This is a genomic window from Streptomyces sp. NPDC005374 (assembly GCF_042872225.1).
GTDB lineage: Bacteria > Actinomycetota > Actinomycetes > Streptomycetales > Streptomycetaceae > Streptomyces.
On record NZ_JBIAKA010000026.1, the window covers coordinates 58718 to 76038 of the forward strand.

Consider the following 17321-nt stretch of genomic DNA (forward strand, 5'->3'; position numbering starts at 1 on the left):
GAGCGTTGGATTTACCTTCAGGTACCACCTACCTGGGGGCTGACCACACCGACAGCGTTGCCGGTGGCCCGAGGAGTAAACGTGACCAGCACAGCGAAGGCATCCGCACCAGGAGCCCGGACGGCTCATCCCGATCATCTCGGGCACGTCATCTTCATCGCGGCGGCGGCCGCGATGGGCGGTTTCCTCTTCGGCTACGACAGCTCCGTGATCAACGGTGCCGTCGAGGCCATCCGGGGCCGCTACGACGTCGGCTCCGCGGCTCTGGCGCAGGTCATCGCCATCGCCCTGATCGGCTGTGCCATCGGCGCGGCGACCGCCGGACGCATCGCCGACCGCATCGGCCGTATCCGCTGCATGCAGATCTCGGCGGTCCTCTTCACGGTCAGCGCCGTCGGCTCGGCACTGCCCTTCGCGCTGTACGACCTCGCGTTCTGGCGGGTCGTCGGCGGCTTCGCCATCGGCATGGCCTCGGTCATCGGCCCCGCCTACATCGCCGAGGTCGCCCCGCCGGCCTACCGCGGCCGGCTCGGCTCCTTCCAGCAGGCCGCCATCGTCATCGGCATCGCGATCTCGCAGCTGGTCAACTGGGGCCTGCTGAATGCCGCCGGCGGTGACCAGCGAGGCAAGCTGATGGGCCTGGAGGCCTGGCAGGTCATGCTCGGCGTCATGGTGATCCCGGCCGTTCTGTACGGCCTGCTCTCCTTCGCCATCCCCGAGTCCCCGCGGTTCCTCATCTCCGTCGGCAAGCACGAGCGTGCCAAGGAGATCCTCGCGGAGGTCGAGGGCGACAGCATCGACCTCGACGCGCGCGTGGCCGAGATCGAGAACGCCATGAAGAGCGAGCACAAGTCGACCTTCAAGGACCTGCTCGGCGGCTCCTTCTTCTTCAAGCCGATCGTCTGGGTCGGTATCGGCCTGTCGGTCTTCCAGCAGTTCGTCGGCATCAACGTCGCGTTCTACTACTCCTCGACGCTGTGGCAGTCGGTCGGTGTCGACCCGACGGACTCGTTCTTCTACTCCTTCACGACGTCGATCATCAACATCGTCGGCACCGTGATCGCGATGATCTTCGTGGACCGCGTCGGCCGCCGCCCGCTCGCCCTGATCGGTTCGGTCGGCATGGTGATCGGTCTCGCGCTGGAGGCCTGGGCGTTCTCCTTCGACCTGGTCGACGGCAAGCTGCCGGCCGCGCAGGGCTGGACCGCCCTGATCGCCGCCCATGTGTTCGTGCTCTTCTTCGCCCTGTCCTGGGGTGTGGTCGTCTGGGTCTTCCTCGGCGAGATGTTCCCGAACCGGCTCCGCGCCGCCGCGCTCGGTGTGGCCGCCTCCGCGCAGTGGATCGCCAACTGGGCCATCACCGCGAGCTTCCCGTCGCTGGCCGACTGGAACCTGTCCTTCACCTACGTGATCTACACGGTCTTCGCGGCCCTCTCCATCCCGTTCGTCCTCAAGTACGTCAAGGAGACGAAGGGCAAGACCCTGGAGGAGATGGGCTGACCGCCCCTCCCCGCAGTCCCGGGGAGACGGGCCAAGACCCCGCTGCCCTCTCCCCGTACAGTCCGCCGCCCCCGGCCCGGCAACCGCCTGGACCGGGGGCGGCGGACTCGTACGGTGTCCCGCTCGCACACACCGTCGGACTCGTCCGGGTCGGATCAGTCCGCCAGCGCCGGAACCACCTGCTCCGCGAACAACCGCAGACTCCGCCAGCCCTCCGCCACCGGCATCCCGCCCGCCAGTGGATGCAGGACGAGGTTGTCGAGCCCCTGCTCCACACACTCCTGCGGCGTCAGGATCCGGTACACGCCCTCCGCGCGCAGTTCCTCCACGTTCGTCGCGGCCGACCGCACCGCCGACGTGATGTCGCCGGACTGCCAGGAGGCGTACGTCCGGGCCTCGTGCAGGAAGTGCTGTCCGTGCCGGGCCCACGCCTCGTCCGGGTCCTCGGCGATGTGCAGCAACGGCGTCTCCGCGGTCGGCATCATGGTCCAGCCCTCGGTGCCGTACTCGACGAGCCGCTCCTTGTAGTACGCCTCCAGCTCCGGCAGATGCGCGCTGGGGAAGAACGGCAGGCCCAGGCGTGCGGCCCGGCGGGCGGCGGCCTTGGACGAGCCGCCGACCAGGAGGAGGGGGTGCGGGTCGGTGAAGGGGCGCGGGGTGACCCGTACCGTACGGCCCCGGTACTCGAACTCCTCGCCGGTCCACGCCTTCAGCAGGGTCTCCAGGACCTCGTCCTGGATCCGGCCCCGCCGCCTCCACTCCACGTCGAACAGCGCGTACTCCTCGGGCCGGTACCCGATCCCGGCGACCGTCACGAGCCGGCCGCCGCTCAGCAGGTCCAGTACGGCGATCTCCTCGGCCAGGCGGAGCGGGTCGTGCAGCGGGCCGATGACGGCGGAGACGGTGACCGCGATCCGCCGCGTCGCTCCGAACACCGCGCCCGCGAAGGCGAACGGCGAGGGCAGCCAGTTGTTGTCGACGCCGTGGTGCTCCTCGGTCTGCACGGTGGTGATCCCGTGCTCGTCGGCGTACGCGGCCATGTCCAGGGCGGCCCGGTAGCGGGCACTGAGGGAGGCGGGCGTCGCGTCGGGCTCGACGAGGTTGAAACGGACGACCGTGACGGGCATGGGAGGTCCCCCTTCACACGCTGACGGTGACGGTGGAGGAGGACGGTAGCTGACGGCACGTCAGATCGCCATGGCCGCGCGTCATCGCGCCGGTGCGGCCGGCTGGGCGGGCCGGTGGGCCGGTCTGAGCCAGGGCGCCGCGGATGACCAGGGGGATCACTCCGCCGTGTTGCGTACGATCCCCGCCGGGCCCGCGCGGCAGGTCGCACCGCTGTCCGCACACCTCGTGGGGCAGGGATGGATACTGGGTGCGTTATGGAAACCGTCATCCTTGCTGTAGTCATCGCCGTGGTCGTGCTCGGTGTGCTCGGCGGTCTCGTCGTCGGCAGCCGGCGCAAGAAGTCGCTGCCCCCGCCGCCTCCCGCCGCGCCCGACATCACCGCCCCTCCGGCCGAGCCGCACGTCGGCGACGAGGCCGAGACGCCGCGCGACGAACCGCGCCGGACCATAGAGGAGGTGGACCTCCCGGACGGCTCGGCGCCGCCCGTCACCGAAGAGTTCCCGCCCGCCGGGATCGAGGTCCCGGAGCCCACCGCCGGACGCCTGGTCCGGCTGCGCTCCCGGCTCTCCCGCTCCCAGAACGCGCTCGGCAAGGGGCTGCTCACGCTCCTGTCGCGCGAGCATCTCGACGACGACACCTGGGAGGAGATCGAGGACATCCTCATCACCGCCGACGTCGGCGTGACCCCCACCCAGGAGCTGGTCGACGGCCTGCGCGCGCGGGTGAAGGTGCTCGGCACCCGCACCCCCGACGAACTGCGGGGGCTGCTGCGCGAGGAGCTGCTGAAACTGGTCGGCACCGATGTCGACCGCGCGGTGCGGACCGAGCCCGAGGAGCGCAAGCCGGGCATCGTGATGGTCGTCGGCGTCAACGGCACCGGCAAGACCACCACCACCGGCAAGCTCGCGCGCGTGCTCGTCGCCGACGGCCGGACCGTCGTCCTCGGTGCCGCCGACACCTTCCGTGCCGCCGCCGCCGACCAGCTCCAGACCTGGGGCGAGCGCGTCGGCGCCCACACCGTGCGCGGGCCCGAGGGCGGGGACCCCGCCTCCGTGGCCTTCGACGCGGTCAAGGAGGGCAAGGAGATGGGGGTCGACGTGGTCCTCATCGACACCGCCGGCCGTCTGCACACCAAGACCGGTCTCATGGACGAGCTCGGCAAGGTCAAGCGGGTCGTGGAGAAGCACGCGCCGCTCGACGAGATCCTGCTGGTCCTCGACGCCACGACCGGGCAGAACGGCCTGGTGCAGGCACGCGTCTTCGCCGAGGTCGTCGACATCACCGGCATCGTCCTCACCAAGCTGGACGGCACGGCCAAGGGCGGCATCGTGGTCGCGGTCCAGCGGGAGCTGGGGGTGCCGGTCAAGCTGATCGGGCTCGGCGAGGGTGCCGACGATCTGGCACCGTTCGAGCCCGAGGCGTTCGTGGACGCGCTCCTCGGCGACTGAGCCGCCGTACCAGCGAAGAGGCGACAGGAACGCCGTACAAGCGAAGAAGCGCCCGCCCCCGAGGTGCAGTCGGGAGCGGGCGCTTCGCTGTGTACGTCTATGCGCGTGACCGGTGTGCCACATAGGCGAGCGTCCCCAGCAGCAGGCGGGCCGCCGGTGGCTTCGTCGCCGTGTCCAGGGACGGTGGCCGCAGCCACTGCACCGGGCCGAGGCCGCCCCGGTCCGACGGCGGAGCCGTGATGTGGGTGCCGGGGCCCAGGCCGCGAAGGTCCAGGGAGGCCGCGTCGTCCCAGCCCATGCGGTAGAGGAGTTCGGTCAGGTCGGCCGCGGCGCCGGGGGCGACGAAGAACTGGGCGCGGCCCTCGGGGGTCGCCGTCACGGGGCCGAGGGGGAGGCCCATGCGCTCCAGACGGACCAGGGCGCGACGGCCGGCGGGCTCGGCGACCTCGATGACGTCGAAGGCGCGGCCGACCGGCAGCATCGCCGAGGCGCCGGGGAACTCCGCCCAGGCCTTGGTCACTTCGTCGAGCGTGGCCCCGGCCGGTACCGGGGGCGCGAAGTCGAGCGGGTGGGCGCCGGGCCGGCGGCAGTCCGCGCGGCCGCAGGAGCAGGCACCTGCCGCGGCCCGCGCGCCCGGGACCACGTCCCAGCCCCAGAGTCCGGTGAACTCGGCGACGGTGGTGCACTCCGAGGAGCGGCCGCGCCTGCGCGTGCCGGAACGAATCTCCCGAATGCCGCCGATCGTGAAGCCCATGCCCCCTCCAACGGGTCCACCGCGTCGGTGGTTACGAGACGGACGCGGCCGGTGACTCTCCGTTTCCTCTTCCGGGCGACGTCGGCGCCAAGAGGTGCCCCGGGTGGTGCGCCGGGTCATGCGCGCCCCTGAATGCACCGCTCCGCCCACCTTCGCTCGGTCTATGTCAAGTGAATCGTGTGGAGGCGAGCGTGAGTTCATTCGAAGGGGTGGCGAATGGTGGCGTTTCCGGGATCGCCATGGCTGGACGCGTGATCGTAGGATTACTTTGAGTGCACGAGTCGTGGGGGCACATGCGCTTGTGGGTATGCCGGAGGCAAGTCGGTTCCCCGTTCGAAGGCTGACAACTGCCGGACGGACGGCCCTATTTACCGGCATTCTGATAAGGCTTGGCGCACTCGGCGACAAGTGGTCTCAGGGATGGGGGCGTTCCAGTGGGCGGCAACAGCGGAAGCGGGACGGGCGCCGGTACAGGTGCGCAGGGTTCCTCTCAGGCCGAGAAACGCCCCAACGAGCTGCTCACCTCCTGGTTCGTGCGCAGCGGCTGGTCGAAGGGCGAGCTCGCCCGCCAGGTCAACCGCAGGGCCCGCCAGTTGGGGGCCAACCACATCTCCACCGACACCTCGCGGGTACGCCGCTGGCTGGACGGCGAGAATCCCCGCGAACCCATCCCCAGGATCCTGTCCGAGCTGTTCTCCGAGCGGTTCGGATGTGTCGTCTCCGTCGAGGACCTCGGGCTGCGCACCGCCCGCCAGGCACCGTCCGCGACCGGGGTCGACCTGCCCTGGACGGGTCCGCAGACCGTGGCACTGCTCAGCGAGTTCTCGCGCAGCGACCTGATGCTGGCGCGGCGCGGCTTCCTCGGGACTTCGCTGGCCCTGTCCGCGGGCCCGTCCCTCATCGAGCCCATGCAGCGCTGGCTCGTCCCCGGGTCCGTCACCCCGCACCGGGAGCCCGAGCCGGCCTCGTCCCGTCGCATCGGCCGGCTGTCCAAGCCCGAACTCGACCTCCTCGAGACGACGACCGTGATGTTCCGCCAGTGGGACGCCCAGTGCGGTGGCGGCCTGCGCCGCAAGGCGGTCGTCGGCCAGCTGCACGAGGTGACCGACCTCCTCCAGGAGCCCCAGCCCGAGACCACCACCCGCAAGCTGTTCAAGGTCGCCTCCGAGCTGGCCGAGCTCGCGGGCTGGATGTCGTACGACGTGGGGCTGCAGCCCACCGCGCAGAAGTACTTCGTCCTGGCCCTGCACGCGGCCAAGGAGGCCGGCGACAAGCCGCTCGGCTCCTACGTCCTGTCCAGCATGAGCCGCCAGATGATCCACCTCGGGCGGCCCGAGGACGCCCTGGAGCTGATCCACCTCGCGCAGTACGGCAGCCGGGACTGCGCGAGCCCGCGCACCCAGTCGATGCTGTATGCGATGGAGGCCCGCGCCTACGCCAACATGGGCCAGCCCGGCAAGTGCAAGCGGGCGGTCCGGATGGCCGAGGACACCTTCGCCGACGCCGACGACTGGGACGAGCCGGACCCCGACTGGATCCGCTTCTTCTCGGAGGCCGAGCTGTACGGCGAGAACTCCCACTCCTACCGCGACCTGGCCTACGTCGCCGGCCGCAGCCCGACCTACGCCTCGCTGGCCGAGCCCCTCATGCAGCGGGCCGTGGAGCTCTTCTCCGATGACGGCGAGCACCAGCGGTCGTACGCACTCAATCTCGTCGGCATGGCCACCGTGCACCTGCTGCGGCGCGAGCCCGAGCAGAGCACGGTGCTGGTGGAACAAGCCATGCACATCGCCAAGAAGGTCCGCTCCGAGCGCGTCAACACTCGTATCCGAAAGACGGTCTACACGGCCGTACGCGATTTCGGTGATCTCGCGGAGGTCGTGGATCTCACCGACAAGCTCGCCGTGGAGCTCCCGGAGACCGCCGAAGCGGTCTGAAAACCCCTGAACCCCGGCCGCGGCCGGCCCTCCCGAACTGTCCGACTCGGCTCCCCCATGCCAGGTCATCGGAAGGCCGGCCGCGGCCGGTCCCGTGTGCCGTCTCGGCGATCGCCCGTTGATCACTCGGTAGCGTGATCCCCGATGCGCAATACGCGCTTAACGAGCCAACAAGGAACAACGGGGACAGATGAACACCGGAATCAAGCCCGTCCTGTCCGCACTCGCGGCAGGCGTGGCCTCCATGCTGCTCGTACTCGGTCCGGCGGCCGATGCGGAGGCTGCCGCCCAGAGCAGGAGCGCCACTCGTACCTCTACCGCCGCGGCGCAGGTCCAGGAAAAGGCTTCGGCCACGGACGGGCGCAAGCTGTACGACTATCGCTTCCATGTGAAGCCCAACAACGCCCGCGTGGTCGGCGTGGCCTGGAAGCCCAGCCTGGCGATCAGTGAGCTGAAGCGATGCTTCAACTGCACCTTTCCGGTGAAGGGGGCGCCGAAGAGGTATCCCGCGGAGAACCAGAGGCTCGACCTGAAGGCGTGCGCCTCCTACTTCGTCTGCAAGAACGCGCCGGTGCGGTATCACAAGGGCGGCATCGCGAACGGCTGGTACTTCACCGCGGAGCAGGGGCACTTCGACGGGAAGGGATCCAGGGTCTACTTCCAGTACTACTCAGAGAAGGACACCCACTACCTCATGCTCCATGTCCGGGCGTACGTCACGCACCCGGCGGTTCCGGACTCGCTCAACAAGCGGTTCGCCTACGACGCGTGGCAGGACTTCTCGCACAACATGGGCGTGAAGCTCTGGTGCACGTCGTACGGCAGTTGCTGAACCACGTTCCCGTCCCGCTGTATGCGATGGAGGGCACCTTCGCCGGGCGGTCCACCGTCCCCTGCGAAGGTTGCGCCACGATAACGATCACCTGGCCGAACATCTCGCAGTTCATCAAGGCGTAACACTCACGGCGTCTTCGTCATGGCGGCGAAACAACGAGGGGCGTCCACCGAAACCGCGCTGCGCGAATCTCATGGCGCATAACCGGCCCACCCCTCAATCCGCTCTGGCTTCCCGCACGGGGCCGTACCTACGACGAGGAGACGCCGATGGCACCAGCCATCACGCTCGCCGCAGACAAGCTGTCTGTGGCGAACACAGGCTTCATGTTGATCTGTTCCGCCCTGGTGCTTGTCATGACCCCGGGCCTCGCCTTCTTCTACGGAGGCATGGTCCGCGTCAAGAGCACCCTGAACATGCTGATGATGAGCTTCATCAGCATGGGTATCGTCACCATCCTGTGGGTGCTCTACGGCTTCTCCATGGCGTTCGGTACGGACCACGGCTCGCTCATCGGCTGGGAGAACGACTTCTTCGGCTGGACCGGCATCGACAAGGCCGACATCTGGTCCGGGTACACGATCCCGGTCTTCGCCTTCGCGGTCTTCCAGATGATGTTCGCCATCATCACGCCCGCCCTGATCAGCGGTGCCCTCGCCGACCGCGTGAAGTTCAGCGCCTGGTCGCTGTTCGTCGTCCTGTGGGCGACGGTCGTCTACTTCCCGGTCGCCCACTGGGTCTGGGGCACCGGAGGCTGGGCCTTCGAGCTCGGTGTGATCGACTTCGCCGGTGGTACGGCCGTCCACATCAACGCGGGTGCCGCGGCACTCGGCGTGATCCTGGTCATCGGCAAGCGCGTCGGCTTCAAGCGTGACCCGATGCGCCCGCACAGCCTCCCGCTGGTCATGCTCGGCGCCGGTCTGCTGTGGTTCGGCTGGTTCGGCTTCAACGCCGGCTCGTGGCTCGGCAACGACGACGGCGTCGGCTCCCTGATGTTCGTCAACACGCAGATCGCCACCGCGGCCGCCATGCTCGCCTGGCTCGTCTACGAGAAGATCCGCCACGGCGCGTTCACCACCCTCGGTGCCGCCTCTGGCGCGGTCGCCGGTCTGGTCGCCATCACCCCGTCCGGTGGTGCGGTCACCCCGATCGGCGCGATCTGCGTCGGCGCCATCGCCGGTGTCCTGTGCGCCATGGCCGTCGGCCTGAAGTACAAGTTCGGCTACGACGACTCGCTCGACGTCGTCGGTGTCCACATGGTCGGCGGTGTCATCGGCTCCCTGCTGATCGGCTTCTTCGCCAGCGGCGCGGGCCAGTCGACCGCGACCGGTGTCTTCTACGGCGACCACTCGTGGACCCAGCTGTGGAAGCAGTGCGCCGGTGTCTTCGCGGTCCTCGCCTACTCCCTGATCGCCTCCGCCATCCTCGCCTTCCTGCTCGACAAGACGATCGGCATGCGGGTCGACGAGGACGAGGAGATCTCGGGCATCGACCAGGCCGAGCACGCCGAGACCGCATACGACTTCAGCGGGGCCGGTGGCGGTTCCGCCAAGCCCTCCGTCGCGGCCGCTGCCGAGTCCAAGAAGGTGGACGCATGAAGCTCATCACCGCCGTCGTCAAGCCCCACCGGCTCGACGAGATCAAGGAGGCCCTCCAGGCCTTCGGGGTCCACGGTCTGACGGTCACCGAGGCGAGCGGCTACGGTCGTCAGCGGGGCCACACCGAGGTCTACCGCGGTGCCGAGTACACCGTCGACCTCGTACCGAAGATCCGTATCGAGGTCCTCGCCGAGGACGACGACGCCGAGCAGCTGATCGACGTCATCGTCAAGGCGGCCCGCACCGGCAAGATCGGTGACGGCAAGGTCTGGTCCCTGCCGGTCGAGACCGCCGTACGGGTCCGGACGGGCGAGCGCGGCCCGGACGCGCTCTGACCGAAGAACAGAACAGGAGCTGCTGGGTGACGAGCACGGATGTGCGCAAGGATGCAGAGGACTCGGGACCCAGCGGCTACGCGGCGGCCCGGCTGCGCCTCCTCCAAGAGGAGGCGCGGTCCGGGCCGCCGCGCCGTTCCGCCCTCGCCGAACTGACCGACGACTGGCTCTCCGGCCTGTTCACCGCGGGCGCCGAGCAACTGCGCGGCGCCTCCCTGATCGCCGTCGGCGGCTACGGCCGCGGAGAGCTGTCCCCGCGCAGCGACCTGGACCTGGTCCTGCTGCACGACGGCAGCGACTCGGGCGCGGTCGCCGCCCTGGCCGACCGCATCTGGTACCCCGTGTGGGACCTCGGCCTCGCCCTCGACCACTCCGTGCGCACGCCGGCGGAGGCCCGCAAGACGGCCACGGAGGATCTGAAAGTCCAACTCGGCCTCCTGGACGCCCGCCACATCGCCGGTGACCTCGGACTGACCGCGGGATTGCGTACGGCCGTCCTCGCCGACTGGCGCAACCAGGCACCCAAGCGCCTGCCCGAGCTCCAGGAGCTGTGCGCCGAGCGCGCCGAGCGCCAGGGCGAACTGCAGTACCTGCTCGAACCCGACCTGAAAGAGGCCCGCGGCGGACTCCGGGACGCCACCGCCCTGCGCGCCGTCGCCGCCTCCTGGCTCGCCGACGCCCCGCGCGAGGGCCTCGACGACGCCCGGCGCCGGCTGCTCGACGTCCGCGACGCCCTGCACCTGGCGACGGGCCGGGCCACCGACCGGCTCGCCCTCCAGGAACAGGACCAGGTCGCCGCCGAACTCGGCCTGCTCGACGCCGACACCCTGCTGCGGCAGGTCTACGAGGCCGCGCGGGTCATCTCGTACGCCAGTGACGTCACCTGGCGCGAGGTGGGACGCGTGCTCAGGTCGCGTGCCGTACGGCCGCGGCTGCGGGCCATGCTCGGCGGCGGCAAGCCGGTCGTCGAACGCTCCCCGCTGGCGGAGGGTGTCGTCGAACAGGACGGCGAGGTGGTGCTCGCCCGCGCCGCCCGCCCCGACCGCGACCCGGTGCTTCCACTGCGTGCCGCGGCAGCCGCCGCGCAGGCCGGACTCCCGCTCTCCCTGCACGCCGTGCGGCGCATGGCGGCCGGAGTGCGTCCGTTGCCCACGCCCTGGCCCGCCGAGGCCCGCGAACAGCTCGTGACCCTGCTCGGCTCCGGCCAGCCCACCATCGAGGTGTGGGAGGCCCTGGAGGCCGAGGGGCTGATCACCCAAATGCTTCCCGACTGGGAGCGGGTGCGCTGCCGCCCCCAGCGCAACGCCGTGCACATCTGGACCGTCGACCGGCACCTGATCGAGACGGCCGTCCGCGCCTCCGAGTTCACGCGCCGCGTCCACCGTCCCGACCTGCTGCTCGTCGCCGCGCTGCTGCACGACATCGGCAAGGGCTGGCCCGGCGACCACTCGGTGGCCGGCGAGATCATCGCGAAGGACGTCGCCGCGCGCATCGGCTTCGACCGCGACGACGTCGCCGTGCTCGCCGCTCTCGTACGGCACCACCTGCTGCTCGTGGACACCGCCACCCGGCGTGACCTGGAGGACCCGGCCACCGTGCGCTCGGTCGCCGAGGCCGTCGGGTCGCAGGGCACGCTGGAGCTGCTGCACGCCCTGACCGAGGCGGACGCCCTTGCCACCGGGCCCGCCGCCTGGTCGTCCTGGCGGGGCTCGCTCGTCGCCGACCTGGTGAAGAGGGTGGCCGCGGTACTCGCCGGGGACGACCTCGACGAGCCCGAGGCCGCCGCGCCCACCGCCGAACAGGAACGGCTCGCCATCGAGGCGATCGCGACCGGCGGCCCGGTGCTGTCCCTGCGCGCCCAGACCGAGCCGCCCGTGGACGACCAGCCCTCGGGCGACCCTGAACCCCTCGGCGTCGAGCTCGTGATCGCCGTACCGGACCAGCCGGGCGTGCTGCCCGCGGTCGCGGGAGTGCTGGCCGTGCACCGCCTGACCGTCCGCACCGCGGAACTGAGCGCCCTGAACCTGCCCGACGGCGTCGAGGGCTCGGTGCTCCTGCTGAACTGGCGGGTCGCCGCCCAGTACGGCTCACTGCCCCAGGCCGCCCGGCTGCGCGCCGATCTCGTACGGGCCCTGGACGGGTCGCTGGACATCGCCGGGCGCCTCGCCGAGCGCGATGCCGCCTATCCGAGGCGCCGGGGTGTGGTCGCGCCCGCCGCGCGCGTGACGGTCGCCTCGGCGGCCTCCCGGCACGCCACCGTGATCGAGGTCCGCGCCCAGGACGCCCCCGGGCTGCTGTTCCACATCGGGAGCGCGCTGGAGGACGCCGGGCTGCGGATGCGCAGCGCGCATGTGTCGACGCTGGGCGCCAACGCGGTGGACGCCTTCTACGTCACCGACGGCAAGGGCGTACCGCTGGCGGCCGGTGAAGCGGCCTCCGTGGCCCGCAAGCTGGAAGAGACGTTGCGCGGCTGAACCGGGGGATCCCGGCGACGTGGGTCGCCGGGATACCCTGGAGGGCGATTCCCAGCTGCCACCGACCCCGAGGACCGCGAGCGCCGTGTTCGATACTCTTTCCGATCGCCTCTCAGCGACTTTCAAGAACCTGCGCGGCAAGGGACGGCTCTCCGAGGCGGATATCGACGCCACCGCGCGCGACATCCGGATCGCGCTCCTCGAGGCCGACGTGGCTCTGCCGGTCGTCCGGACGTTCATCAAGAACGTCAAGGAGCGTGCCCTCGGCGCCGACGTCTCCAAGGCGCTGAACCCGGCCCAGCAGGTCCTGAAGATCGTGAACGAGGAGCTCGTCACGATCCTCGGTGGCGAGACCCGGCGACTGCGGTTCGCCAAGAACCCGCCCACCGTGATCATGCTGGCCGGCCTTCAGGGTGCCGGTAAGACGACCCTCGCCGGCAAGCTCGGCCACTGGCTGAAGGAGCAGGGCCACTCGCCGCTCCTGGTCGCCGCCGACCTCCAGCGGCCGAACGCCGTGAACCAGCTGAGCGTCGTCGCCGAGCGCGCCGGTGTCGCGGTCTACGCGCCCGAGCCGGGCAACGGCGTGGGCGACCCGGTCAAGGTCGCCAAGGACTCCATCGAGTTCGCGAAGACCAAGGTCCACGACATCGTCATCGTGGACACCGCCGGCCGCCTCGGCATCGACGCCGAACTGATGCAGCAGGCCGCGGACATCCGCGACGCCGTCTCGCCCGACGAGATCCTCTTCGTCGTCGACGCGATGATCGGCCAGGACGCGGTCAACACCGCCGAGTCCTTCCGCGACGGCGTCGGCTTCGACGGCGTGGTGCTCTCCAAGCTCGACGGCGACGCCCGCGGTGGCGCGGCCCTGTCGATCCGCCAGATCACCGGCAAGCCGATCATGTTCGCGTCGAACGGCGAGAAGCTCGAGGACTTCGACGCCTTCCACCCTGACCGGATGGCTTCCCGCATCCTCGACATGGGTGACCTGCTCACCCTGATCGAGCAGGCGGAGAAGACGTTCAGTCAGGAAGAGGCCGAGAAGATGGCCTCCAAGCTGGCGTCCAAGAAGGGCCAGGACTTCACCCTGGACGACTTCCTGGCCCAGATGGAGCAGGTCAGGAAGATGGGCAGCATCTCCAAGCTGCTCGGCATGCTCCCGGGCATGGGCCAGATCAAGGACCAGATCGCCAACCTCGACGAGCGTGACGTCGACCGCACGGCCGCGATCATCAAGTCGATGACCCCGGCCGAGCGCCAGGACGCGACGATCATCAACGGCTCCCGCCGCGCCCGTATCGCCAAGGGCTCCGGTGTCGAGGTCAGCGCCGTCAAGAACCTGGTCGAGCGGTTCTTCGAGGCCCGCAAGATGATGTCCCGCATGGCCCAGGGCGGCGGTATGCCCGGTATGCCCGGCATGCCGGGGATGCCGGGCATGGGTGGCGGCCCCGGCCGCTCCAAGAAGCAGCCCAAGCAGGCCAAGGGCAAGCAGCGCTCCGGCAACCCGATGAAGCGCAAGCAGCAGGAGCAGGAGGAGGCCGCCCGCAAGGCCGCCGGCGCCCAGGGCGGGGGCACCTTCGGGGTACCCGGCCAGCAGGCGCCGCAGGACTTCGAACTGCCGGACGAGTTCAAGAAGTTCATGGGCTGACGGGTCATCGCATACGGCGCCGGGGCGCCCCCGGCGCCGGATGGGCCCATGCCCGGCGTCCCGGATCGCACGTGCTGTGGATCTACATCGCACGGCGGCTGAGCGCCGGCCTCGGCGGCGCGGGCGGCATGCTCGGCCGGAAGGCGCCGCCCAATCCGGTCGAACTGGAGGAGGGCAGGAAACGCGCCACTTTCGAGGACGACGTGATCGCCGGGGTCACGCGGCTGACGAAGGAGACAGAGGCTCAGGGAACCCGGGCGATCAGGTACCGGAACATGTTCGGCATCCACACCGTGCCGTCCCGGCGCCGATACGGATGCAGAGCCTCCGCCACCTCCTTGTCCACCTGGGCCTGGTCGGTCGCCGCGATCGCCGCGTCGAACAACCCCGTCGACAGGAGCCCCCTGAGGGCGCTGCCGAGATCGGCGTACCCGAAGGGACACGCCACCCGTCCCGAGCCGTCGGGCCTGAGACCGGCCCGCTGGGCGACCTCCTCCAGGTCGTCGCGCCGGGCCGGGCGCCAACTGCCCGCGCTGCGCAGCGGATCCGCCAGCTTGGTGGCCACCCGCAGCACGGCCGACGTGGCGCACCGCTCCGGCGGACCCCAGCCGGCGAGCACCACGGGCGCCCCTCGCGCGGCGAGCGGTGTCGCCGAGGCGAGCAGTTCCCCGAGCCCCTCCGAGTCGCCCGCGAGACATCCGATCGGCTCGAAGGCGGTCACGAGGGTGTACGGGGGAGCCTCTGAGACGGCGCTGTCGACCGGCCCGTCGACGAGCCGGGTGCCGGCACGCGCGCGCGTGGCCCACGCCTCCGGCAGCAGCCGCTCGCGCGCGAGGGTCAGCCGTTCGGGGCAGGAGGTCTCGACGCCGGCGACCGTGGCGCCCCGGGAAGCGGCCATCAGCAGGGCGAGCCCGCTGCCGCATCCGAGGCCCAACAGCCGGGTCGCCGGGCCCACTTCCAGTCGCTCGTAGGCGGCCTCGTACAGCGGAACCAGCATCCGCTCCTGGATCTCCGACCAGTCACGCGCGCGTGCACCGAGGTCCGCACGGGACGCCTCTGCCGTCCGGGACAGGTGCTGCCGCACGAGCGTGGGTGTCATGGATAAGCGCCCCAATCCGAGAGTTGCCTCTGTGCCCGATTACGTAGCCCCCGTGGCATGCGCTCGTACTTCCCCCGTATGCCAGGTAACTCCGCACCCGACCGCTCGTCCAGAGGCTGAAGGGCCCGGCTTGTGGGTTGGCTGTGCGAGCGAAAAGAATTCACATGGCGGCAACGTGGGCCCGTAGCATCGCGCCATGGCAAAGGCACCTGTTCTCACGCCCCGGGCGGACGACTTTCCGCGCTGGTACCAGGATCTGATCGCCAAGGCCGAACTGGCCGACAACGGTCCGGTGCGCGGCACCATGGTCATCCGACCGTACGGGTACGGGCTGTGGGAGCGGATGCAGGCCGAGATGGACGCCCGCATCAAGGAGACGGGCACCCAGAACGCGTACTTCCCGCTGCTGATCCCCCAGTCGTACCTCGCCCGCGAGGCCGACCACGTCGAGGGCTTCGCGCCCGAACTCGCCGTGGTCACCCACGGCGGTGGCAAGGAACTCGAAGAGCCCGCCGTGGTCCGCCCCACCTCCGAGATGATCGTCAACGACTACTTCTCGAAGTGGGTGCAGAGCTACCGCGACCTGCCCCTGCTGATCAACCAGTGGGCGAACGTGGTGCGTTGGGAGCTGCGACCCCGGCTCTTCCTGCGGACGTCGGAGTTCCTGTGGCAGGAGGGCCACACCGCGCACGCCACCCAGGAGGACGCCCGCGCGTTCGCCTCGCGCATTCACCGGCAGGTCTACGAGGACTTCATGACGAACGTCCTCGCCATGGACGTCGTCGCCGGTCGCAAGACCGTCAAGGAGCGCTTCGCCGGTGCCGTCAACACCCTCACGCTCGAAGGCATGATGGGCGACGGCAAGGCCCTCCAGATGGCCACCAGCCACGAGTTGGGCCAGAACTTCGCCAAGGCCTTCAACACCTCGTACCTGTCGAAGGAGGGCACCCAGGAACTCGTCTGGCAGACCTCCTGGGGTTCCACCACCCGCATGATCGGCGCCCTCGTGATGATGCACGGCGACGACAACGGCCTCCGGGTGCCGCCGCGCCTGGCGCAGATCCAGGTGGTGGTTCTGGCCATCAAGGGCGACGAGCCGGTTCTGGCCAAGGTCCGCGAGATCGGCGACCGGCTCAAGGCGGCGGGCCTGCGCGTCCACGTCGACGACCGCACCGACACCCCCTTCGGCCGCCGCGCGGTCGACTGGGAGCTCAAGGGCGTACCGGTCCGCGTCGAGGTCGGGCCCCGTGACCTGGAGAACGGCACCGCGATGGTGGTGCGCCGGATTCCGGGCGGCAAGGAGGCGGTCGCCCTCGATGATCTCGTACGACTGCTGCCCGCCGCCATCGAGGAGGGCCAGGCGCTGCTGCTGGCCCAGTCCCGCGAGCGTCGCGAATCCCGTACGGCCGAGGTGTCGACGTTCGACGAGGCCGTCGCGGTCGCCGTCGCCGGCGGCTGGGCGCGGATCCCGTGGGCCACCCTCGGCGAAGAAGGCGAGGCCAGGCTGGCCGAGCACGCGGTGACCGTACGGTGTCTGGTCGCTGAGGACGGGTCGGTGCCGGGAACCGACGACGCCCCCGGTAACGTCGCAGTGGTTGCACGCTCTTACTGACGCGGCGCCCTCCGGCGCGAGAGCGACCGAAACGCCCCTTGCGCACCCGCCGATCCCACCGGCCCCGGCGTGTGGACGCGATCTACGCGCCGGGGCGTACTTCACACTACGCACCGGCTTGGTATGAGCTGTGAGGCTTCTCCGCAGATCAGCGCACCCGCCCTCGTCTCCACGCATCAGCGGCAACTGACGGGTACGTGCAAATTATTTGGGATGGCCCGGAATAGGAACACAGGGGCACTCTGGCTCGTTGTCATTACGTGAGCACGACACAGACACCACCTGTTCTCGCCGCAGAGCTGGCAGAGGCGTGGGCCGACATTCAGCGGTACCACCCCGAGCTGCCGGACCTTGCCGCGCCAGAGTCCCTGATCGGGGAGTCGTCGTCCGCGTGCGGTCACGAGCTCTCCTTCGAGCGACTGCTTCATGAGGCAGTCCACGGCATCGCCGCCGCGCGAGGCATCCGCGACACCTCCCGCGCCGGTCGCTACCACAACCGCAGATTCCTCGCGATCGCCGAGGAGATGGGCCTGGACCACCCCGAGGAGCCACACCCCAGCAGTGGCTTCTCGCTGGTCTCGCTCACCCCCGAGGCGAAGCGCCGCTACCGCCCGACCATCGAGCGGCTGCAGCGCGCCCTCAAGGCCCACACGGCGGCGACCTCCGCCGACACCGCCCGCTCCTTCCGGGGTCCGGCGGCACGTCACGGCTCCTCCGGAGGCGGAGTCCGGGTCAAGGCGGTCTGCGACTGCGGCCGCAATGTCCGAGTCGTCCCCTCCGTCCTGGCTCAGGCGCCGATCGTCTGCGGGGGCTGCGGGAAACCGTTCCGGATCCCCGAGATCGTGGCGGCGGCGAGCTGAGACCGCGGCTGCTCGTGGCAGTCGCGGTCCCTGCCCGGGGCACCCGGAGTGCCGGGTGTCCCTCAGGCATGCTCCTGCCCGGGCCCGGTCCGA

General features: G+C 70.2%; 13 protein-coding genes. 10 read left to right on the forward strand and 3 right to left on the reverse strand.

Annotated features, from left to right (window positions below; translation table 11 throughout):
- Positions 1–81 precede the first annotated feature (81 nt).
- The gene (locus ACFYRX_RS43095; RefSeq protein WP_389112407.1) at positions 82–1500 is read left to right on the forward strand and encodes a sugar porter family MFS transporter; all 1419 of its coding nucleotides are present in this window, start codon (positions 82–84) and stop codon (positions 1498–1500) included.
- 155 nt (positions 1501–1655) lie between these two features.
- Here ACFYRX_RS43095 and ACFYRX_RS43100 read toward each other — a convergent pair whose 3' ends face one another.
- Positions 1656–2627 carry an LLM class flavin-dependent oxidoreductase gene (locus tag ACFYRX_RS43100; RefSeq protein ID WP_389112409.1) on the reverse strand — a complete coding sequence of 324 codons (972 nt, stop codon included), beginning with the start codon at positions 2625–2627 and terminating at the stop codon, positions 1656–1658.
- 255 nt (positions 2628–2882) lie between these two features.
- Here ACFYRX_RS43100 and ftsY point away from each other — a divergent pair, with 255 nt between their 5' ends.
- Positions 2883–4076: a signal recognition particle-docking protein FtsY gene (gene ftsY, locus ACFYRX_RS43105; RefSeq protein WP_389112410.1), complete on the forward strand. Its 1194-nt coding sequence runs from the start codon at positions 2883–2885 to the stop codon at positions 4074–4076.
- Between the two features lie 97 nt (positions 4077–4173).
- Here the strand turns inward: ftsY and ACFYRX_RS43110 are convergent, their stop codons facing one another.
- Positions 4174–4830 (reverse strand): bifunctional DNA primase/polymerase, encoded by a 657-nt coding sequence (locus ACFYRX_RS43110; RefSeq protein WP_389112412.1) that lies wholly within the window; start codon positions 4828–4830, stop codon positions 4174–4176.
- Between the two features lie 434 nt (positions 4831–5264).
- Between ACFYRX_RS43110 and ACFYRX_RS43115 the strand changes: the two genes are divergently transcribed.
- From ACFYRX_RS43115 to ffh, 6 genes are all read left to right on the forward strand, one after another.
- The gene (locus ACFYRX_RS43115) at positions 5265–6767 is read left to right on the forward strand and encodes a hypothetical protein (protein ID WP_389112414.1); all 1503 of its coding nucleotides are present in this window, start codon (positions 5265–5267) and stop codon (positions 6765–6767) included.
- A gap of 190 nt (positions 6768–6957) precedes the next feature.
- A complete protein-coding gene (locus tag ACFYRX_RS43120; RefSeq protein WP_389112415.1) occupies positions 6958–7599 on the forward strand; it encodes a hypothetical protein in 642 nt (213 codons plus the stop codon).
- A gap of 272 nt (positions 7600–7871) precedes the next feature.
- On the forward strand, positions 7872–9200 hold the full coding sequence (locus tag ACFYRX_RS43125) for an ammonium transporter (protein WP_389112417.1): 1329 nt from the start codon (positions 7872–7874) through the stop codon (positions 9198–9200).
- Positions 9197–9535: a P-II family nitrogen regulator gene (locus ACFYRX_RS43130; RefSeq protein WP_003997576.1), complete on the forward strand. Its 339-nt coding sequence runs from the start codon at positions 9197–9199 to the stop codon at positions 9533–9535. The genes ACFYRX_RS43125 and ACFYRX_RS43130 overlap by 4 nt, the downstream gene beginning before the upstream one ends.
- A 26-nt stretch (positions 9536–9561) precedes the next feature.
- Complete coding sequence (locus ACFYRX_RS43135) at positions 9562–12009, forward strand: [protein-PII] uridylyltransferase (RefSeq protein ID WP_389112420.1); 2448 nt, start codon at positions 9562–9564, stop codon at positions 12007–12009.
- 85 nt (positions 12010–12094) lie between these two features.
- Positions 12095–13657 (forward strand): signal recognition particle protein, encoded by a 1563-nt coding sequence (gene ffh, locus ACFYRX_RS43140; protein WP_389112422.1) that lies wholly within the window; start codon positions 12095–12097, stop codon positions 13655–13657.
- 244 nt (positions 13658–13901) lie between these two features.
- Here ffh and ACFYRX_RS43145 read toward each other — a convergent pair whose 3' ends face one another.
- Positions 13902–14756, reverse strand: coding sequence for an SAM-dependent methyltransferase (locus ACFYRX_RS43145; RefSeq protein WP_389112424.1), 855 nt, complete (start codon positions 14754–14756; stop codon positions 13902–13904).
- Positions 14757–14952: 196 nt separating this feature from the next.
- Between ACFYRX_RS43145 and proS the strand changes: the two genes are divergently transcribed.
- Both proS and ACFYRX_RS43155 read left to right on the forward strand, forming a co-directional pair.
- A complete protein-coding gene (gene proS, locus ACFYRX_RS43150; protein WP_389112426.1) occupies positions 14953–16368 on the forward strand; it encodes a proline--tRNA ligase in 1416 nt (471 codons plus the stop codon).
- A gap of 260 nt (positions 16369–16628) precedes the next feature.
- Positions 16629–17228: a hypothetical protein gene (locus ACFYRX_RS43155; RefSeq protein ID WP_389112428.1), complete on the forward strand. Its 600-nt coding sequence runs from the start codon at positions 16629–16631 to the stop codon at positions 17226–17228.
- The last annotated feature ends 93 nt before the right edge of the window (positions 17229–17321 follow it).